This window comes from Desulfomicrobium salsuginis (genome assembly GCF_054657795.1).
The window spans coordinates 703,481-723,756 of the sequence record NZ_BAAHYA010000002.1 but is presented as its reverse complement, the minus strand read 5'-3'; the positions used below and the strand labels follow the sequence as shown (position 1 = coordinate 723,756).

General features: G+C 63.7%; 13 protein-coding genes. 4 read left to right on the top strand and 9 right to left on the bottom strand.

Translation table 11 applies throughout. The features are described 5' to 3' along the window. The first annotated feature begins 1 nt into the window (after position 1). Entirely contained in the window at positions 2 to 1,411 is a 1,410-nt protein-coding gene (locus tag ACYQ3G_RS10470; RefSeq protein WP_459825640.1) for an efflux transporter outer membrane subunit, read from the top strand. Between the two features lie 202 nt (positions 1,412 to 1,613). After that, positions 1,614 to 1,874, top strand: coding sequence for a hypothetical protein (locus ACYQ3G_RS10465; protein ID WP_459825638.1), 261 nt, complete (start codon positions 1,614 to 1,616; stop codon positions 1,872 to 1,874). Positions 1,875 to 2,029: 155 nt separating this feature from the next. Here ACYQ3G_RS10465 and ACYQ3G_RS10460 read toward each other — a convergent pair whose 3' ends face one another. The 5 genes from ACYQ3G_RS10460 to ACYQ3G_RS10440 form a co-directional block, all read right to left on the bottom strand. Next, positions 2,030 to 3,028, bottom strand: a complete 999-nt coding sequence (locus ACYQ3G_RS10460) for a sensor domain-containing diguanylate cyclase (RefSeq protein WP_459825636.1) — start codon at positions 3,026 to 3,028, stop codon at positions 2,030 to 2,032. Between the two features lie 69 nt (positions 3,029 to 3,097). Beyond that, positions 3,098 to 3,619 (bottom strand): hypothetical protein, encoded by a 522-nt coding sequence (locus ACYQ3G_RS10455; protein ID WP_459825634.1) that lies wholly within the window; start codon positions 3,617 to 3,619, stop codon positions 3,098 to 3,100. 84 nt (positions 3,620 to 3,703) lie between these two features. Continuing rightward, positions 3,704 to 6,031: a diguanylate cyclase domain-containing protein gene (locus ACYQ3G_RS10450; protein WP_459825632.1), complete on the bottom strand. Its 2,328-nt coding sequence runs from the start codon at positions 6,029 to 6,031 to the stop codon at positions 3,704 to 3,706. A 450-nt stretch (positions 6,032 to 6,481) separates the two neighbouring features. Continuing rightward, the gene (locus ACYQ3G_RS10445; RefSeq protein WP_459825630.1) at positions 6,482 to 8,026 is read right to left on the bottom strand and encodes a bifunctional UDP-sugar hydrolase/5'-nucleotidase; all 1,545 of its coding nucleotides are present in this window, start codon (positions 8,024 to 8,026) and stop codon (positions 6,482 to 6,484) included. A 13-nt stretch (positions 8,027 to 8,039) separates the two neighbouring features. Continuing rightward, positions 8,040 to 9,290, bottom strand: a complete 1,251-nt coding sequence (locus ACYQ3G_RS10440; protein ID WP_459825628.1) for a NupC/NupG family nucleoside CNT transporter — start codon at positions 9,288 to 9,290, stop codon at positions 8,040 to 8,042. 229 nt (positions 9,291 to 9,519) lie between these two features. Here ACYQ3G_RS10440 and ACYQ3G_RS10435 point away from each other — a divergent pair, with 229 nt between their 5' ends. Continuing rightward, complete coding sequence (locus ACYQ3G_RS10435; RefSeq protein WP_459825626.1) at positions 9,520 to 9,861, top strand: zinc ribbon domain-containing protein YjdM; 342 nt, start codon at positions 9,520 to 9,522, stop codon at positions 9,859 to 9,861. A gap of 328 nt (positions 9,862 to 10,189) precedes the next feature. On the opposite strand, the gene ACYQ3G_RS10430 is transcribed toward ACYQ3G_RS10435, so the two are convergent. The 4 genes from ACYQ3G_RS10430 to ACYQ3G_RS10415 form a co-directional block, all read right to left on the bottom strand. Beyond that, a complete protein-coding gene (locus ACYQ3G_RS10430) occupies positions 10,190 to 10,510 on the bottom strand; it encodes a YrhB domain-containing protein (RefSeq protein ID WP_459825624.1) in 321 nt (106 codons plus the stop codon). A 154-nt stretch (positions 10,511 to 10,664) separates the two neighbouring features. Beyond that, entirely contained in the window at positions 10,665 to 13,097 is a 2,433-nt protein-coding gene (locus tag ACYQ3G_RS10425; protein WP_459825622.1) for a type VI secretion system Vgr family protein, read from the bottom strand. 318 nt (positions 13,098 to 13,415) lie between these two features. After that, on the bottom strand, positions 13,416 to 14,702 hold the full coding sequence (locus ACYQ3G_RS10420) for a citrate synthase (protein ID WP_459825620.1): 1,287 nt from the start codon (positions 14,700 to 14,702) through the stop codon (positions 13,416 to 13,418). A gap of 646 nt (positions 14,703 to 15,348) precedes the next feature. Continuing rightward, positions 15,349 to 18,039, bottom strand: a complete 2,691-nt coding sequence (locus ACYQ3G_RS10415; RefSeq protein ID WP_459825618.1) for a bifunctional acetate--CoA ligase family protein/GNAT family N-acetyltransferase — start codon at positions 18,037 to 18,039, stop codon at positions 15,349 to 15,351. A 169-nt stretch (positions 18,040 to 18,208) separates the two neighbouring features. On the opposite strand from ACYQ3G_RS10415, the gene acs reads away from it, so the two are divergent. Beyond that, positions 18,209 to 20,182, top strand: a complete 1,974-nt coding sequence (gene acs / locus ACYQ3G_RS10410) for an acetate--CoA ligase (RefSeq protein WP_459825616.1) — start codon at positions 18,209 to 18,211, stop codon at positions 20,180 to 20,182. Positions 20,183 to 20,276 lie beyond the last annotated feature (94 nt).

Below are 20,276 nucleotides of genomic sequence, written 5' to 3'. Positions count from 1 at the left end.
CATGCGCGCCCTCATGACCCTTGCCCTGATTCTGCTCGCGGCCGGTTGCACGGTCGGGCCGGACTACGCCCGTCCGCCCCTGGACGTGCCCCAGGCCTTCGCCAACGCCGACCGGGACGCGAATCAGACGGCGAACATCGACTGGTGGAGGCAGTTCGGGGACCCGGAACTCGACGCCCTGATCGCCGAAGCCCTGACCGGCAACCGCGACATGGCCATCGCCGCGGCCAACATCGAGCAGGCGGCGGCGGTCTTCACCCAAGCCCGCTCGCCCCTGTTCCCCCAGATCGGCTATGGCGGCACCGCAACCGAACAACGCGCCAGCGAGACCGACGCGCCGATGCTCTATTCGGTCATGGACAACCCGAAGTCTTCCTACCAGACCCTGGCCAGCGCGAGCTGGGAGATCGACCTCTGGGGCCGCATCAGGCGTCTGTCGGAGGCCGCACGCGCCGAGCTGCTGGCCACCGAGGCGGCCTGGCAGGGCGTGACTCTGTCGCTGGTCTCGTCCGTGGCCCAGACGTACATCCAGCTTCTGGGTCTCGACGAGCAGCTGCGGGTTGCGAAGCGGACACAGGCCGCCTACGCCGAGTCGCTGCGCATCTTCGAACTGCGCTTCGCCTACGGCCAGGTGTCGCAGATGACCGTGGCCCAGTCCCGATCGCAGTACGAAACCGCCGAGGCAGCCATCCCCAGACTGCTGTCGCAGGTCGAGCAGACCGAAAACGCCCTGTCCATCCTGTTGGGACGCAACCCGGGGCCGATCCGACGCGGCACGCCCATCGGCGAACTCCGGCTGCCGGACGTGCCGGCCGGATTGCCGTCGGACCTCCTCGCCAGCCGGCCCGACATCCTCCAGGCCGAACAGCGCCTCGTCGCCGCCAACGCCAACATCGGCGCGGCCAAGGCTCTCTACTTTCCGACCATCTCCCTGACCGGCGCCTATGGCTTCACGAGCTCGGACCTTTCGGACCTGTTCAAGGGGACGTCGCGCATGTGGAGCTACGCCGGTTCCGTGACCGGACCGATCTTCACGGGCGGGGCCGTCACGAGCGGGGTCAGGCAGGCCGAGGCCGCCCACAAGGCGGCCCTCCTGGCCTACGAGGCGGCCATCCAGAGCGCCTTCGCCGATGTCGAGAACGCCCTGATCGCGCAAGCGCGGCTCACGGAACAGATGCGCTCCGAGGAACGCCTGGTCGGCGCCAACAGCGAGTATGTCCGCCTGGCGCACCTGCAGTACGAAGGCGGGTACACGCCCTACTCGACGGTCCTCCAGGCCGAACAGCAGCTCTTTCCGTCGGAGATCAACGCGGTGCAGACCCGCACGGCGCTCCTGACCTCGCTTGTGAACATCTACAAGGCCATGGGCGGCGGTTGGCGGACAGCCCTGTCCCAGCCGGCCGCCCCCTGACGATCCCGGGGCCGTCCTGCGCATCCAGCCCCGGCTGCGCAGGACGGCGCGCAGCATTCCCGTCCTACCGGTCGCACAAATGCGTCGGCCGCGTATGACAGTCTTGACCTTGAATCCCGACAGCGCTAATCGACTTACGATTTTGTATGACATCATCCGCCACGGTGCGACGCGCCGTTCCGCCAAAAAAGGAGAGAAAGCCGTGATGTTCTACGTGATCGGTTGGGTCGCCGTGGGCGCATGCGCCGGCCGCGTCGCCGTGGCCAAGGGCAGGAACCCCGTTCGATGGCTGCTCCTGGGGGCGTTTTTCGGTCCTCTGGCGACAATGGCCGCCTGCTTCATGCCCCCCGCCCTCGCCGCCCAGAAGGCCAGCCCCGCCCCTGCCCGCAGGATTTGCCCGCACTGCTCGAACGAACTCTCGCCGACCGCACGGATGTGCAGGTGGTGCAAGAGGCTCGTCTGATCGACGCGACTCTCTGCAGAAACCCGCGTGGGCCAGCCACCACGCCGAAACGCCCCGGAAAATCGGGGCGTTTCTTTTCGCAGGGGAAGGAAATGATGTGAGGGGCCGGGACCGTCTGGGCTCTGATCAGACTCCGCACCGTGACCACGCGGCGGTCATGGCCGGGCGCTCCAGGCGCTCCAGGTGTTCTTGCCGGAACATTTCGCGTCGTACAGCGCGACATCGGCCTTCTTGAACAGGGCTCCGAAATCCTCTTCCTGGTCGGACGCCGCCGCAATGCCGATGCTGACCGAAATGGCGTGATGTATCGCGCGCCCCTCGGTTTCGGCGATGATCTTCTGCGCTGCATCGCGCGCACATTCCAACGCTGTTTGGGCCGACTGTCCCGTTGCGGGAAAGATGACGGCAAATTCATCGCCACCGAGACGAAAAATGTTTTCCGGGTCGAAATTGGTGCGCAGTATTTCTGAAAACGCCACGAGAATCCTGTCGCCTTCGTCGTGACCGTATGTGTCGTTCATCTGCTTGAAGTCATCGATGTCGGCGAGCAGCATGGACGTCCCCGACGTGCATGGCGTATTTCGCAAAAAATCATGCAGCTTTCGCCGGTTGTTCAACTTCGTCAGATAATCCGTGTTGGCGTCGATGATGAGTTCTTTTTTGCGGCGATGGTCTTCGGTCACGTCGAGGAAGAGATATATGTACCCGGCAAACTCGGAAAATACATCACGCAGATTTTCGTTGTGCAGCTTGAACACCTTGTCCCGCTCCACGAACAGCGGTTCATGCCCGTTGCGGTCGATCCGAGATCGCTGCGGCGACGCCCGCTTTGCCAAGGCCTTGAGAAGAGCGTCGAAATCCTGTCCGAGCAGGGGGGCGTCGCCACCGGGGAACAGGTTCCGGGCCTTGCCGTTCATGGCCGTGATGCGCTGGTTCTTGTCCGTGGCGACCACGCCGAAGGGCAGGCTCTCGAAGAGGATGTTCATTTCGATCTGCAGATTCTGCAGATCCGTGACGTCCCTCGCCACGCCGACGGTGCCGAGAACGCGGCCGTCGCGGTCGAATACGGGCGACTTGTAGGTCTTGAACTTGCGGAACGAGTCCTTGATCTTGACGGTCTCGTCGAAGAGGCAGTTCTTCTTCTCCCGGAGCACGATCTCCTCGGACTCGAGGCAAACGTATTCGCCCTTGGCATACTCATCGGGTTCGATGTCCCATATGTATTAATGCCCGCGGCCGCGGATGTCGGCCTTGGTCTTCCCGACCGCGTCGCAGAAGCTGTCGTTGACCCGCAGATGGGCGCCCCGGGCGTCCTTGAACCAGATGAGGTCGGGCAGGCTGTCGATGAGCGTCTCCAGCCAGACATCGGTGAGCCAGGCGTCCTCCTTCATTTTGATGCGCGCGGCTATCCTGCCGAAGAGATACGCGATCTTCTCCTCGTCCAGAGGCCTGAGCCACAACTCGTCATAATGTCGGTACATTGCGCCGATGCCGGTGTCGCCGCTGTCGGCGCAGACCACGAAAACGGAACCCTCGCTTCGCGCATCGTCTATGCTGCGGATGGCGGCCTCGTCGTGCGGAAGGTCCAGGATGATGACCGAACTCTGCTTGGCCAGGCTCGCATCGAGAGTCTGGGACGTGCCGAGGACGTATTCGAGATTTTCAAGCGCCGCAGCGCCTTTCACGGCATTTTCGATGCAAAGGTCATCCGCGTAGATGCAGACATGGACACGTCGATGGTACATCGCCAAAAATCTCCTCAAGAAACGATGAAACTGATGCTGCGGTCTGCAGAACGCCCGAAAACGAAGTTGTTCACGGCGTGAAAATCAACCGGGGGCGGATCCGGCATCCCCGCGGCCTTTCAGAAATGCGCCAAGGATCTTGTCCTGTTCCAGGATGTGCTCCAGAAGCCAGTGGCGCAGCTTGTCCGTCAGGAACAGCGCGCCTTCCTTGGAGAGTTCGGGCCTCATGTCGCGCAGTTCCAGCAGAAGGCTTCGGTGCCTTTCGTCATGACCGGCGCGGCCGGGAAACCCATGCCGGACCATGAGCCCGTGTTCCGTTGCGAAATGGTGTTCAGTACACGACCGCAGGTCGTCGAAGAACCCGAGGACCGCGGACTGCCCCTGCCCTTCCCGCAGAGCCTTGCAGAGGTTGCTGACAATATCGGCGAGTTCGAGGTGCTGGGCATCGATGAGGTCGATGCCAACCAGATACGCGTCACCGAAGCAGACCCCATCGTGGCCGGGACAGCCTTCGAGGGCCAGGGTGAAGCGGTTCTTCCCCAACTTCTTGCTCTGGTACATGGCCATGTCCGCGGCCACGAGCACGTCGTCCACGCTTGCGCCGTTGTCCGGCCAGACGCTGATGCCGATGCTGGCTCCGACACGGCCCGCACTCGCGCTCCCCAAGGGGATTTCCTCGGCCACGGACTCCAGGACCTTGCGCGCAACGTTCGTTGCGTCGGCGGCGGAACCCACCTCGTGCAGAAGCACGACGAACTCGTCCCCGCCCAGGCGCGCAACCGTGTCGGCCTTGCGCACCAACCGTACGAGGCGTTTGGCCACGGTCTGCAGCACCTTGTCGCCGGCGTCGTGGCCGAAAGTGTCATTGATGTCCTTGAACCCGTCCAGGTCGATGAACATGACCGCCGCCTTTTTCCCGCCGCGCCTGGCCGCAGCCAGAACCTGCCGCAGGCGGTCAAAGAACAGCACGCGGTTAGGGATTCCGGTCAGTCGATCGTGGTAGGCCATCATCTGCAGCCTGGTTTCCTCCGCCACGCGGTCGGTCACGTCGAAGGCAGCGACGAAAAGTGTCTCGTGACGGGCCGCCAGAGACCATTCGAGATGCCTGTACTCTCCGTCCCTGTTCCTGAAGCGCGCGACCAGACTCTGCGCCTTGCTCCCGCGCCGCAGCTCCTCGATGGCGGCGTTCAGGCCATCCATGTCCTCAGGGTGTAAAAAATCGTAGAAGGATGTCTCCCTGAAGTCATCGAGCGCGTATCCCATCTCCCTTTCCCATGCCGGGTTGAGCTTGCGGCAGCCGCCGCCCATATCCACGATGCCCAGGAGGTTCGGGGTGATCTCGAAGAAGGTGGCCAGTTCGGCGCTCAATTCGAGCAACTGCGCTTCCGCCCACTCGGCCTCCAGGGACGAGACGCGCCGGGCCCGTTGCGTCAGGTGCAGGACCACGCCACCGAAGACGATGACCAGAATGTAGACGGCGAGATGGCCCACGGCGTACGCTGTCCAGTCCGTGTAAAAGGATTTCAGGCTGGAACCGACCCCGATGACGAGGGGCGTGTTCATGTGCAGACCCTCGGGCTGCACGGTCCGCAGCGCGAGCATGGACTGTTCCCCGTTGGCCTTGACCAGGCCCTGGAAAAACGACGCCGGCCGGTTGCCGTTCAGGTGCTGCTCAAAGAATGTCCCGGGCTGGGCCAGGTTCATCCCCCCGAGATCACGCCCGGCGGGTTCCCAGACGAACATGGTGCCGTCGCCGTGGGCCAGGGCCGCCCAAGTCTGCGGCGTGTTGCGCACGGCGTCGAGGATCAGCCGGAAGTCTTTGGGATCAAGGGTAACCAGCAGGACTCCGGCCAAGGCGCCGTCGGCCGTGACGATGGCCTTGGACATGGCGATGAGCCAGATCCCGGACACGGTTTCGAAAGGCGGGCTGAGGTAGAGCGTGTCAGGCAACGGGTTGGCCGCGGGAAGGCGGAAGTAGTCGCGGTGGGCGAAGGATTGCCCCATGAACTGCGGCTGGTTCGAGGCGATGACAGTGCCCTGCGCGTCGAGCACGGCCAAGGCCTGCACGCTGGTCATGGCGCTGGCCAGGATGCCGAGACGGTCCTTGACGAAGAGCACCGACGCGTCGTCGGGGGTCAGGTTCGGACCCAGGCTCGCGCGAATGCCGTCCAGGGTCAGGCGGATCTTGTCGAGCTGGTCGCCGATCATGATCCCGGCCACGGAAGCGGCCTGGACGAGGCGCTCCTTCTCCCGGTCCGTGATGACCGCGTGCCTGAAATAGACCATGTACGCAAACATCACCCCGAGAACCACTGAGGCGGCGGCAAAGAGCAGCCATTCCTGCCGCAGGCTCGGACCGAACCGGCCGGCCCCGCTCATGCCCGCCGAAAGAACGCGGCCGTTGTCCGTCATGCGCCCCCCTTCCCGCTTTCCGCCACGCAACGCAGGCCCCGCAGACGGCGGCAATGGGCGCGGACTCCCCGCTCATCGCCGCCAACGGCAGCCGCTCGGGGCATGGGCGTGCCGGCGAGATAGCTGGTTTCGTGCGGATTTGTTTCGGAGATCGGCATATCGGCGGCCACCAACACCTCCCGTCTGCGGAAATTATGGTCGCCAGCGGATCTGAGGAACGGACGCGCCATGGGTCACGCAGGTACTCATCGCGGTGGCAGGGCAGAAATACGACATCAAGAGCGGGCTTGGACTACAATAACGTAGTACGTAATCACTAGGGGAAATTATTACCATTGTCACTCATGAAATCGTTTGGGGACTTTTGCCCGCGGATCGACACGGGACATGGCAGGTGGCCTGGAAGAGAACAATAATGCCAAATGCTGACAGATTTCCGAATGTTCACCATCATTCCCGCCGCACGGCCCCGGTGGGGGCGTAGGCTGCCGGATCGAGGGGGGAATGGCGCGCGATGTACGCCCGCAACACGTCGGCATCCGTGAAACCCGTGTTCACGAAGCCCTGCAGGTTGTCGACCCTGGGGTACCCGTCGCCGCCGGCGGCCAGGTAGTTGTCCGTGGCCACGGTGTACATGCGCCCCGCTTCCAACGGCGCGCCGTTCACGACCACGTCGTCGACGCGTCCTCCGCGCAGCGTGAAGCCCACCCCGCCGTACTGCGCGAAGCCCCCGGAACCGGGCGGCAGGGACGCCGTCAGCAGCAAGTATTCGGCCAGTTCCGCCCCGGTCATGTCCACAGTGCAGACGATATTCCCGAAAGGCTTCACGGTCAGCACGTCCTTGTAGGTGATCGGCCCGGCCGCGAGCCCGGCGCGGATGCCGCCGGAATTCATGACCACGGCGTCGGCCCCTGTCTTGTCCATGACGGCCCGGCAGGTCAGGTAGCCCAGGGCGGTCTGGGTGCTGCGCATGACGGCGCGGTCGGCGACGAAATCGCCTGCGGCATGTCCGATGACCGTGCGCAGGGCGCCCTGCCCCTTCTCCTGGAAGGGCGCGAGCAGAGCCAGCATGTCCGGGTCCTCGGGGACAGCTTCGCCGCCCAGGTTCACGGGCAGCAGGGACCCGCCGGTCAGGCGCACCCGGCCCCCTTCGACGAGCAGATCGACCCGCCCCACGTATCTGCCGTACTCCCCGGCCTGGACGATGACGGTGCCGTTCTCGAGCACCGGGGCGTCCAGCCGCGTATGCGAGTGACCGTCCACGATGACGTCGATGCCGGGCACGGCGCGGGCCAGGATCTCCGACCCCGTCTGCGGCATGCCGGGCAGCTCGCTCTCGGCGTAGCCGAGATGGGTCAGGGCGACGACCACGTCGGCCTGGCGGCGCAGCTGCGGGACAAGTTCGCGGGCCTCGTCCACGGCCGGACGAAAGGTCAGACCCCTGATGTGCTCCGGGTTGCCGACAATGGCCGTGGTTTCGGTGGTCAGGCCGAACACGGCCACCGTCAGGCCGGGCAGCCTGAACAGATGGTAGGCGGGAAAGAGGCGTTGTCCCGAGGCGTCGTAGATGTTGGCCGCCAGCAGCGGGAAATTCATCCACCCCTGCTGCCTGCGCAGCACGTTGAGGGGGTTGTCGAACTCGTGGTTGCCCACGGCCATGGCGTCGTAGCCCATGGCGTTCATGCCGCGGATGTCCGGCTCGGCGTCCAGCATGTCGGATTCGGGCACGCCGGTGTTGACGTCCCCGGCATCGAGCAGAAGCACATGTCCGCCCCCGGCCGCCGCCTCGGCCCGCACCCGGTCGACCACGGTCTTGCGCGCGGCCAGGCCGTATTCTCCTTTGGAGTTCTTCCAGAAGCGGCCGTGATGGTCGTTGGTGTGCAGGATCGTCAGGGTCTGGGGCGCAGCCGGCCCATCGTGCTGCAGCGCGGCGCAGCCGCACAGGAGCAGGACGGCCAGGGTCGGGATGAGTCGAAACAGCTTGTGGAAACGCATGTGATGCCTCCGTTCACATCAGGACGCCGACCATGGCGCCGGTCATCATTGTGGCCAGGACGCCGGCCAGAACGGACCGCGCCCCCAGTTCGACGATCTCACCGGCCCGTTCCGGGGCGATGCGGGTCAGACCGCCGATGAGGATGCCCAGGCTCCCGACATTGGCGAACCCGCACATGGAATAGGTCATAATCAGGGTGCTGCGCCCGGACAGAGTCCCGGCCGGCAGCGCGGCCATGTCCAGATAGGCCAGCAGTTCGTTGAGCACGATCTTGGTGCCCATGAGGCTGCCCGCCGCATGGGCCTCGCTCCAAGGGATGCCCGTCAGCCAGACCAGGGGGGCCATGACGTAGCCCAGGATGCGCTGCAGGGTCGGCGCTTCGCCGCCGATCGCCGGCAACAGGCCGAGCAGCTGGTTGCACATACTGACCATGGCCAGCAGCACGACCAGCAGCGCAGCGACGCTGATGAAGACCTTCACGCCCAGGGACGCGCCCTGCACCAGGGCGTCCATGGAGCTGCGGCTCAGCGATGGGGGCGAAACCTCGCCCAGGGTGGGCTGGCCGGATTCGGGGATCATGACCCCGGCGATGAGGATGGACGCGGGCACGCTGATCAGGGAAGCCGTCAGGATGTGCCCCAGGGCGTCGGGCAGGACCGGGGCGATGATGCCCGCGTAGAGCACGAGCACGGTCCCGGCGATGGTCGCCATGCCGCACGTCATCAGGGTGAAGAGCTCGCTGCGGGTCATGGACCCGACGTAGGGACGCACGAACAGCGGGGCCTCGACCATGCCCGCGAAAATGTTGGCCGCGCACCCGATGCCCAGGGCCCCGCCGATGCCCATGGTCCGCTCCAGGGCGAAGGACAGCCCCCGGACCAGCACGGGAATGATCTTCCAGTGGTACAGGAGCGACGACAGGGCCGCCGTGACCACGATGACCGGCAACCCGCGGAAGGCGAAGATGTAGGCCGCTCCGGAATACGGCTCCTCGAAAGGCAGGGCCCCGCCGCCCAGATACCCGAACACGAAGCTCGTCCCGGCCCGCGTGCCCTCTTCCAATATCTCCATGGCCCGGTTCAGCACCAGAAAGACATCGCGGAACATGGGCAGCTTGAGCAGCATCACCGCCAGCGCAAACTGCAACGCGAGCCCAACGGCGACGAGCCGCCCTCTCACGGCCCTGCGGTTCTCGGACAAGAGCCAGGCGATGAGCACGAGGGCCGCCAGGCCGAAGGCGCTCTGCAGCACGGCGAAAGACATAGGGGCGCTCCTGAAAAAGATGAGAGATCGTGGACGGTTCACCTTCGCCAACCAGATGCGTTGCTTACACGCAGACGCGCCGGACGGGAAGTTTTTTGGCGGGTTGAATGAGCCCGCACCCTGGGGGCCCTTATTTCGCATTGACCGCGACAGCTTCGAACGGCTAGCGGTTACCGCTGTTTGCCAATCACAAAATATCACTCCCCACAATACGTCCAAGGATACCGAAATGAGCGAATTCCCCCCCTGCCCCACGTGCGGCTCCGAATATACCTACGATGACGGCGTGGCCTTTGTCTGCCCGGAATGCGGCCACGAGTGGGCCAAAGACGCGGCCGAAGAATCCGGCCAGGACGAGAAGGTCGTCAAGGACGCCAACGGCACGCCGCTGCAGAACGGCGACACCGTGACCGTCATCAAGGACCTGAAGGTGAAGGGCTCGTCGTCCACGGTCAAGGTCGGCACGAAGGTCAAGAACATCAGGCTGGTCGACGGCGACCACGACATCGACTGCAGAATCGACGGCATCGGCGCCATGAAGCTCAAGTCCGAATTCGTCAAAAAGGCATAGACCCCGACTCTCCGGCACACGACGCGGTCGGGGATGCCGTCGACCAGAGTCCCGACGCGCCCGCGTGCGCTTGGAGAGAACGAAGACAGCCAGATTCCGCCATGTTGACCTCCGTCTGCTGACATCTTCCACAAAACTGGGCCTCTCACCGCCTCGGTTGAAAACCTCATCGCCGCCCGGGATGATGCCAGCGATCCTCTCCACGCCCGACGAGGAGCGGGATTTCCCTGCCGGAAGTTCGGAGCAGGCTGGGTCCGGGAGGGTGAGCCACGTCGAAACCGTGGATTGATCATGTCGTATTCGCCCGACCCGCCAGCTTATTTCTCAATCAGTTGAATCCATCATCTTTTTCGGGCAATTTATTGCAATCCATCCATTCTTTCTCGTAGTGTTCGATAGCTGCCTTTGGAGGGAGAGATGTTGGTAAATGTACTATGGATCCATCTTTTTTGTGCACCACAATCGGAGCAGTTCCAGGCACTAAAAACTGAGGATCCATTGTTTTCAAATAATTGTGTGTAACGTAAAAAAATATCCACCCGAATTCCCGCTCGACTGTTTTTTCCTCCAAAAGAACAAAATCATGTTTTGCATTCAAACTCGCAATCTCCTTTATCGCTATTTCACGAGCAACTTCATATGTAATCATTTTCCTTCCTTTTATTATTCCTAGCCCTAAATTATGAACATTTTATGACTAAGCCTTCGATCCACAAGCGTTAGCTGGCAGTTGACGCTGACTTTTTCCTGGTCGGAGTTATATTTCATAATCATAATATGGGTATAAATTGACTTTACTTTGACTACAACGCAGGCCGCGGCAGCATGCCGATCCCGACATCAGAAGGGTTGTATCTGTTTTGAACGGCAGTGGGACAGGTAATGGCCCCGGCACCGAGACCTCTGCCCCAATTCTGCCCTTCGATAATCGTAGGGGTTCCATCATCATTGGTTAAGACTACGACATGCGAACTTCCATTTCCATAGTCAATCCCAACGATAGCTGTTGCTCCCGGCCCAGCCTCTCGTACAGCATTGAACGCGTCATTAAGGCTGTGACCCCAAACCAATTTTGTGCCGTGCCGGTTGCCGATTTCAGTAAAAGTTCCATCCAGGGATGCAGGTGATACCGCATTTGAATCCGTTCCGTATAATCTGGCGATCACTGCATCCACGGAAAAGCCGCAGTTTATGGTGCTATTTTGAGGATTGACACTTTGTGCTATTTGTTCTGGCGTTTGTCTTGACTTCTGTAAAGAAGCGCTCTGTGCTTGTGGCGCTGTACTCTTGCCTACACCCGAACTGTTCAAGGGCAACTGCGGGACCGCGCCGCTGCCAGAGCCCGGACTGCCGCCGGAGTTGATCCTGACCTTGGCCCCGCCGATGGTCACGCCCGACGGGTCGAGCCTGATGAAGCTCCCCCCTGCCTTGATGGTCAGGTCCGTGCCGGCCTCGATGACAATCTTTCTCCCGGTTTTGAGGTGGACCTCATCCCCGGCCCGCACCAGCCACTTCTCCCCGATACGCGTGTGACTGCTGCCCCTGACCGTCAGGTGTTCGTCCGACAGCAGTTCGACCTTGCGGTCCTGCTGCACGGTCTGTTGATCCTCGCCCTTGACCAGCGAATAGGAGAAATGGTCGATGGTGCGGTGCCGGTCGCGCAGGATGTGCTCCTTCCAGTCGTTCTTGACATGCACGTTCACGTCCTTTTCGGCGTGGACGTAGATCTCCTCCTGCCCTTTCCTGTCCTCCACCCGCAGTTCGTTGAACCCTCCCCCGCCTGGCGAGGACAACGACTTGAAGACCGTGCGCGTCTTGTGTTCGGGCAGAACGTACGGGACCGGGTTCGCGGAGTTGTAGACCCGGCCCGTGACCATGGGCCGGTCCGGGTCGCCCTCCAGGAAGGACACGACGACCTCCTGGCCGATCCGGGGGATGGCCATGGTGCCGTACTGGCCGCCGGCCCAGCCCTGGGACACGCGGATCCAGCAGCTCGTGTTCTCGTCACGCCTGCCCAGACGGTCCCAGTGGAACTGCACCTTCACCCGGCCGTACTGGTCCGGGAAGATCTCCTCGCCCGCGGGGCCCGTCACGATGGCCGTCTGCGTCGCCGGGATGCGGGTTCTGGGGTGTTCCGAGGCGGGCACGAAGCGCGTCGTGTTCGGGATGGCCCGGGCAGTGGCCGCATAGGTCATGCCCCGGTCCGGGGCCTCGTGTTCCAGGACCTGGGGCTGCTCGCCGCGATGTTCGACCCGCACGACCCACCAGCGGGCGTTGAGGTCCGGGCGGCGGTGCCCGAAGAGTTCGAAGGTGTGGCCGGGTAGCAGCCGGGATGCATCGGTGCGCACGTCGACCCGGCGGCTTTGGCTCATGTGGCGCTGCAACTCCATTTCCGCGTACCGCTTGCCGTCTTTCTGCACCTGGTAAAGATGGGGATAGCGGTATCGCTCCAGGGTCATGCCGGCGGGGACCGGGGCCTTGACCGGATCCGTCTCCGACTGCCCGACCTGAAGGTCCAGGCGTGTCTTCTCGAAGTTCCATTCCCGAAAGGTGAAGGCGTCGCTGCCGATGGTCTGATTCAGTTCGACCTCCCGGACCACGGCCGTGTCCGTCTCGGTCCCCGCGCCGGGGTGGAAGCGTAGCCGGCTCTCGCCGCCGATGGGCGGCCCTCCCTCCCGGTCCGAGAAGCACAGCACGTGCCGATCGGCGGAATGCTCGAAATAGAAGTAGACGCCCTCCTCCTCGCACAGGCGGGAGATGAAATGCAGGCTCGTCTCGCCGTACTGCACGCAGTACTCGCGGGGGGCGTAGTCGAAGAAGCACTTGAAGGCGAAGGAATCGCCGGTGAAGTTCTGCTCCTTCAGAATCTGCTCGATGATCTGCGGCACACTCATGTTCTGGAAAATGCGGTGGTCCGTGACCAGGCCAAGGAACCACAGGCGCGGGACGAGCAGGCAGCGGTAATGAGTGCGGAGATTGGAGGTGTGCAGCTGAACGAAGTGCCGGATGACGCCATGGACATGGCGTATGCCGCCGCTTTTGTCGGCGATGGACAGGCAGGCGGACTGGCCGAGAAGCCCGGCGAAATCAACGGCCGCGGAATCGAGGACCAGTTCGATGTCGAATTCATAGGGCCGGTGGACTTCCTCGGCCCCCGTAAAGGCGTAGACGCGAAAATCCTGATTGGACGGGGACTTAAAGGTGAACCACGAACTGTCTGCTGTCGGATGGGGCATGGATCCTCCCACTGCTGTGCCTCGAAGGTTTTCGTGGCAGTCTGCCAGCATCGGACGGAGAATCACATGCGGGGAAATGCTGAATTATGCAGTCATGGCTTTGGGAAGGAACCGTAGCCCTGAAAGGGGGACAAATAGGGTTTCGGATCATGAACCGCCGTCCCCCGACCGCAATGTCGGCTCGGTCGGTTACAGGAAGAGAATCCGACAGGACAGCAAAAAAAGGGAGCCCTGCAGCTCCCTTCCACTCAATCCATCAGCCGCCCCCCCTGAACGGGGTGCAGGGGACGTGTCCCCTGCCCGCCGGAGGCATTCTTCCTACCTGTCCTTCATCGGCACATACTCCCGCACATTGGGCCCGACGTAGATCTGGCGCGGCCGGTGGATGCGGGTGTTTTCCTCGAGGTGCTGTTCGTGCCAGTGGGCGATCCAGCCGGGCATGCGTCCCATGGCGAACATGACGGGGAACATGTTCACGGGGATGTTCAGGGCGCGCAGGATGAGGCCGGAGTAGAAGTCCACGTTGGGGTAGAGCTTGCGCGAGACGAAGAAGTCGTCCTTCAGGGCGATCTCCTCGAGTTCCTGGGCGATATCCAAGAGCGGGTCCTTGATGTGCAGGGTGGAGAGCAGGTTCGTGGCGCACTCCTTCAGCACCTTGGCCCGGGGATCGAAGTTCTTGTAGACGCGGTGGCCGAAGCCCATGAGACGGAATTCCTTGCGTTTGACCCGCTCGATGCACTCCTTGACGGAGCTGTCGCCCTCGTGAATCTGCTCGAGCATGTGGACCACGGCGGAATTGGCGCCGCCGTGCAGGCGTCCCCACAGGGCGCAGATGCCGGCCGAGACCGAAGCGAAGAGGTTGGCCTCGGAGGAGCCGACCATGCGCACGGTGGAGCAGGAGCAGTTCTGCTCGTGGTCGGCGTGGACCAGCAGGAAGAGCGAGAGGGCCTTCTGGGCCTCGGGCGTGGGCACGTGCTCCTTGTAGGGCACGGAGAACATCATGTGCAGGAAATTCTCGCAGTAGGAGCGGCTCGGGTCCGGGTACATGATGGGCAGGCCCACGGACTTGCGGTAGGAGAAGGCGGCGATGGTACGCACCTTGCTGATGAGTTTGGCCGCGACCTTGCGGAACTCGCGCTCGTTCTGGATGTCGAGCAGGTCGGGGTTGTAGGCGCCCAGGGAGTTGATCACGGCCGAGAGGATGGCCATGGGGTGCCCGTTGGGCGGAAACCCTTCGAAATGGTGCATGAGGTCTTCGTGCAGGAGGGCCTGGTCGCCGAGCATGGTGCGGAAGGCGGCGCGCTCCTCGCGGGTGGGCAGTTCGCCGAAGACCAGCAGCATGGCCGTTTCCACGAAGGAGCTATAGCGCGCCAGGTCCGCGATGTCGTAGCCGCGGTAGCGCAGGATGCCCTTCTCGCCGTCCACGAAGCTGATGGCGCTGAAGCAGGAACCGGTATTGGCGTAGCCCTGGTCCAGGGTGATGATCCCGGACTGGCCGCGCAGCAGGCTCACATCCACCGCGACTTCGCCCTCGGTGCCGCGCACCACGGGCAGTTCGAAGGTCTTGCCGTCGACGGTCAGTGTGGCCGTATCGTTCATCGTCATATATCCTCCTGAAATCTCTCCCCTCGCCAGGAAAAAGACCAGTGCTGAAACGCCCCGGGTGTCCCGCGGGCGCGTGTGAAGAAAATCGTTTAACGGAAATCGATTGGATTATCCAGATGTCCGTGGGGGCGGAAATTTGCGGGGGGCGCGCAGACGCGGGACGCGGGGACTTATGGACGAAATGGACTGTATGGACTTTGTGGACGCGATGGACGCGCCCGAAGAAAAGGCGGAAAGAGGCAGCGGCGACCGGTGGCAACCCGGCCGTTCAGAAAAACCGCCACGGCAAGGCACGAGCAGTTTGCAACGCCCCACTGCCCCCCTCTCCCGGTGGCGTCCATAGAGTCCACTTCGTCCATAAAGGCCACACTGCCTTTCCAGAATTCCGCATAGCCGCCGACAATTGAAGGAGGCCGCCCAGAATTCATTCTGGCAAGGTGCGAGTCGGTTTTCAGGGGTGAGGTGTAGCCGCCTACATGAACCCCTGAAAATCGGGGAGCAACGCAGTCCAGAATGGCCGAAGGAGGCCGCCCAGAATTCATTCTGGCAAGGCGCGAGTCGGTTTTCAGGGGTGAGGTGTAGCCGCCTACATGAACCCCTGAAAATCGGGGAGCAACGCAGTCCAGAATGGATTCTGGGCGGCCTCCTAGCGGGGGGGCTCCCATTCCCAGAGGGGCAGGCGCATCTCGACCAGTTCTTCCTCGTAGTTGTGGGTCACGGCCAGGCCGAAGCGCTTGGCCAGGCCGATCATGCCCTTGTTGCGGGGCATGGTCTGGCCTTCGAGGTAGCGGGTGCCGCGGCTCTTGCAGTAACGGATCATCTTCTCGAAGAGCATGGAGCCCAGGCCCGTGCCCTTCATGTCCGAACGCACGATGATGGCGAACTCGGCCGAGGAGTTGTCGGGCTTGGTGGAGGTGCGGACCACGCCCAGGGTCTCCGGCTTGCCGTCGGCGAGGCGCGTGGCGATAAAGGCCATCTCGCGGTCGTAGTCGATCTGGGTGAACTTGGGCATGTCGCTCAACACGAAGTTCTGGACCAGGCCGAAGAAGCGCAGGCGCAGGTCCTCCTCGGACAGGCCGTGGATGAAGTCGAGGTGTGCCTGGGCGTCCTCGGGTCGGATGGGCCGCAACAGGACCTGCTCGCCGCTCTTGAGACGCACGCACTCCTCCAGTTCGCGCGGATAGGGGCGGATGGCCAGGCGTTCGGGACCCGTGAGCGTGGCCGGCTGAATCCAGATGCGTGCGCCCAGGGCCAGTACTCCCTGGTCGTCGGCGAAGATGGGGTTCATCTCCAGGGTGGTGATCTGCGGCAGGTCGATGACCATCTGGCTGATCTGGATGAGGGCCAGGCAGATGTCGTCGATGTCGGCCGCGGCCTGCCGGCGGGAGCCCTGCAGCAGCTTGGAGATGCGCGTGCGGTGGATGAGCTCCCGGGCCAGGCCCATGTTCAGGGGCGGCAGGGTCATGGCGTGGTCGTTGATGACCGGGGCCGAGACGCCGCCGTGGCCGAAGCGCAGGATAGGCCCGAAGACCTTGTCCGTGAAGACGGAAATGAACAGCTCGTGGGCGCCGGGACGGCGGCCCATTTTCTGGACCGTGAAGCCCTCGATGTAGGCGTTGGGCACCTGGGAGTGCACGCGGGCGGACATGTTGGCCGCGGCCTCGAAGACGAGGTCCGGGGTGGTCAGGTCCAGGGCGATACCGCCGATGTCGAAGGGCTGGGAAATCTGCGGCGAGCGGATCTTGAGGGCCACGGGGAAGCCAATCTCCGAGGCGGCGTCCACGGCCTGCATGGCCGACTTGCAGATGCGGGTCTCGACCACGGGCACGCCGTAGGAGGCCAGGACCTGACGGGACTCCTCCTCGGAGAGCTGGGTGCGGTCCTCGCTCAAGGCCTTTCTGATGATGTCCAGGGCGTGCTCCGTGTCCGGGAAGAAGTCCGCGGGCAGGGAGTCCGGGGTCTGCATGAGGATCTTCTGGGTGCGCTTGTAGCGCAGCATGTGCAGGTAGGCCATGATGGCCTTGCCCGGCCGGTCGAAGACCGGGATGGCCGCGTCCTCGAAGATGTCCTTGGTGTCGCGCACGGTCTCCTCGCCGAGCCAGTTGGCCAGCACCAGGCAGCGGCTGGTCTTGGCCACCTGGGTCACGGCCTGGGCGATCTCCAGGCTCGACGTGCCCTGGAATGGCACGTGCAGGATGAGCACGCAGCCCACGTCCTTGGCCCGCACCAGGATGCTCAGGATGCGTGCGTAATCCTCGGGCGAGGCGTTGTACGGCAGGGTCACGGGGTTGTCGGAGCAGCGTTCGGGGCCGAGGATCTCCTCCAGCTTGAGCTGGGTCTCCTCGGTGATGGCGGCCAGCTCCCCTCCCCCCTGGATGAGCGTGTCGGCGGCCAGCAGGCCGATGCTCTGGCCGTTGGTCATGATGGCCAGGCCGTTGCCGCGCAGGGGCTTGTAGTTGGCCAGGGTGCGGGCGCCTTCAAACAGGGAGTCGATGTCGTCCACGCGGACCATGCCGGCGCGGCGGAAGGCGGCGTCGTAAATCTGGTCCTGGTCCATCTCGGTCAGTTCGCTGGCGGCGTCGCGCAGCTCGCAGGGCAGGCGCCGGGGGCGGATGACGAGGATGGGCTTGTTGCGGGCGCTAGCCCGGGCCGCGGACATGAAGCGCCGGGCGTCCTGGATGTTCTCGATGTAGAGCAGGATGGCCTTGGTGGCCGGGTCGGAGCCGAGATAGTCGAGGACCGAGCTGAAGTCGATGTCCAGCTGGCGTCCCAGGGAGACGCAGTGGGAAAAGCCGACGTTGTTGGTCCGGGCCCAGTCGAGAACGGACTCGAAGAGGCTGTCGGACTGGGTGACGAAGGCGATGCGGCCCTCCTTGGCGCCCACGCGCGACAGGCTCGCGTTGACGCCCGAGGAGGGCACGATCATCCCGAGGCTCCCGGGGCCCAGGACGCGGATGTCCTTGTCGCGGGCGACCTGGCGGATGCGGTCGTCGATCTGGGACTTCTGCTGGCCGTCGAGGAGGGCGTAGCCCGGGTCCATGATCACGGCGACGTGGGTGCCGTTGTCGGCCAGTTCTGCCAGGCGGTCAGGGGCGTCGAAGACCGAGGAGCAGATGATGGCCATGTCCGGGGTCAGGGGCAGGGACGTGACGCTGACGTAGGACAGCACGCCGAAGATGGCCTCTTGGGCGCCCGACACGGGCAGCACGGGGCCCAGGAATTTTCCGGACATGAGATTGCGCATGAGGATGGCGCTGACCGAGTTGGGGTCGCGCGAAGCGCCGACGATGGCCAAGGAATTGGGCTTGAACAACAGATCCAGGTGTTTGACGCTCATCGTCCGAAAAGCTCCGTTTACCGATGGGGGAAAGGCGCGGCTTCCGTTAACCGCCAATATCAGCCATTTACCAGAAAAGGCGGGAAAACAAAATTCATTTCTTCTAGACGTAATTCCTGATAGTACCCGTTCACGTCGAACCACCAGCTTTATAAGGAGGAACCACCACATGAGTCCTGAAAATATCCAGAGCCTGCAGCACGAAGAACGCCTTTTCACCCCTCCCGCGGCACCCCGCGCCCACATTCCGGACATGGCGACCTACGAGGCCCACTTCCGCCGCGCCGACCAGGACCCCGAAGGCTACTGGGGCGACCGGGCCCGCGAGCTCGTCAGCTGGTTCAAGCCCTGGGACAAGGTCCTGGACTGCGATTTCACCGAGCCGCGCATCAACTGGTTCGTCAACGGCAAGCTCAACGTCAGCTACAACTGCCTCGACCGGCACGTGGAGAACGGCCTGGGCGACAAGACGGCAATCATCTGGCAGGGTGAGCCCGAGGAGGACGTCCGTCACATCACCTTCCGCGAACTGCTGGCCGACGTCGTCCGTTTCGCCAACATCCTGAAGAAGCTGGGCGTGTCGCGCGGCGACCGCGTGGCCCTGTACATGCCCATGGTGCCCGAGCTGGCCGTGGCCATGCTGGCCTGCACGCGCATCGGCGCCACCCACTCCATCGTCTTCGCCGGCTTCTCGGCTTCGAGCCTCATGAACCGCATCCAGGACTGCGAGGCCAAGATTCTGGTCACGGCCGACGCGGTGCTGCGCGCCGGCAAGAAGATCCCTCTCAAGGGCAACGTGGACGAGGCCCTGAACGGCTGCCCGAGCGTGACGAACTGCATCGTGCTGCGGCGCGCCGGCAACGACGTGAACATGGTCGTGGGCCGGGACCTCTGGTGGCACGACGTCATGGCCGACCCGAATCTCCCCGCGACCTGCCCCTGCGAGGAGATGGACGCCGAAGACCTGCTCTTCATCCTCTACACCAGCGGCTCCACGGGCAAGCCCAAGGGCGTGGTGCACACCACCGGCGGCTACCTGACCTACGCGGCCCACACCACCCAGTACGTCTTCAACCTCTTCGAGGACGACATCCATTTCTGCACGGCCGACGTGGGCTGGATCACGGGCCACACCTACATCGTCTACGGCCCCCTGACGCTGGGCGTGACGTCCCTCATGTTCGAGGGCGTGCCCTCCTATCCCGACCCGTCGCGCTTCTGGCAGATCGTCGAGAAGTTCAAGGTCACGAGCTTCTACACCGCGCCCACGGTCATCCGGGCGCTGATGCGCGACGGCGTGGAGTGGACGCAGAAGAACGACCTGTCCTCCCTGCGGGTGCTTGGCAGCGTCGGCGAGCCCATCAACCCCGAAGCCTGGATGTGGTACCACGCCAACGTCGGCAAGTCGAAGCTGCCCGTGGTCGACACCTGGTGGCAGACCGAGACGGGCGGCATCCTCATCACGGCCCTGCCCTTCGCCACGCCGCTCAAACCCGGTTCGGCCGCCCTGCCCATGCCCGGCGTGCACGCCCGCATCGTCGACAACGACGGCAACCCCACGGGCGCCAACGAGGGCGGCAACCTGGTCATCGAACGCCCCTGGCCGGGCATGCTGCGCGGCGTCTTCGGCGACCCGGAGCGCTTCCGCCAGCAGTACTTCGAGCGTTTCCCGGGCCGCTACGAGTCCGGCGACGGCGCGCGCCAGGACAGCGACGGCTACTTCTGGATCATGGGCCGCCTGGACGACGTCATCAACGTCTCGGGCCACCGCCTGGGCACGGCCGAGATCGAGTCGGCCCTGGTATCCCACCCGGACGTGGCCGAGGCGGCCGTGGTCGGCATGCCCCACGACATCAAGGGCCAGGCCATCTATGCCTACGTCACCCTGCGCGCCGACGTGGACGAGTCCGACGACCTGATCAAGGCCCTGCGCAACCACGTGCGCAAGGAGATCGGCCCCCTGGCCTCGCCCGAGGTCATCCAGTTCACCCTGGGCCTGCCCAAGACCCGCAGCGGCAAGATCATGCGCCGCGTGCTGCGCAAGATCACGGCCGGCTCCACCGCCATGGAGGACTTCGGCGACACCTCCACCCTCGCCGACCCGACCGTCATCCAGGATCTCATCGCCGGGCGCCACATCTGACCCCACGGATTGCCGGCACATCTCCCTCGGGGCGCGTCCGCACGGACGTGCCCCTTTTTCTTGACGCGGGCGCGAAATGAGTAAATAAATACTC

Bases quoted from the DNA above. Each gene is read 5' to 3' on its own strand.
- ACYQ3G_RS10425 (WP_459825622.1), bottom strand. From the start codon at position 13,097: ATGCCCCATCCGACAGCAGACAGTTCGTGGTTCACCTTTAAGTCCCCG.
- ACYQ3G_RS10430 (WP_459825624.1), bottom strand. From the start codon at position 10,510: ATGATTACATATGAAGTTGCTCGTGAAATAGCGATAAAGGAGATTGCG.
- ACYQ3G_RS10435 (WP_459825626.1), top strand. From the start codon at position 9,520: ATGAGCGAATTCCCCCCCTGCCCCACGTGCGGCTCCGAATATACCTAC.
- acs (WP_459825616.1), top strand. From the start codon at position 18,209: ATGAGTCCTGAAAATATCCAGAGCCTGCAGCACGAAGAACGCCTTTTC.
- ACYQ3G_RS10455 (WP_459825634.1), bottom strand. From the start codon at position 3,619: ATGTACCATCGACGTGTCCATGTCTGCATCTACGCGGATGACCTTTGC.
- ACYQ3G_RS10450 (WP_459825632.1), bottom strand. From the start codon at position 6,031: ATGACGGACAACGGCCGCGTTCTTTCGGCGGGCATGAGCGGGGCCGGC.
- ACYQ3G_RS10420 (WP_459825620.1), bottom strand. From the start codon at position 14,702: ATGACGATGAACGATACGGCCACACTGACCGTCGACGGCAAGACCTTC.
- ACYQ3G_RS10415 (WP_459825618.1), bottom strand. From the start codon at position 18,039: ATGAGCGTCAAACACCTGGATCTGTTGTTCAAGCCCAATTCCTTGGCC.
- ACYQ3G_RS10470 (WP_459825640.1), top strand. From the start codon at position 2: ATGCGCGCCCTCATGACCCTTGCCCTGATTCTGCTCGCGGCCGGTTGC.
- ACYQ3G_RS10445 (WP_459825630.1), bottom strand. From the start codon at position 8,026: ATGCGTTTCCACAAGCTGTTTCGACTCATCCCGACCCTGGCCGTCCTG.
- ACYQ3G_RS10440 (WP_459825628.1), bottom strand. From the start codon at position 9,290: ATGTCTTTCGCCGTGCTGCAGAGCGCCTTCGGCCTGGCGGCCCTCGTG.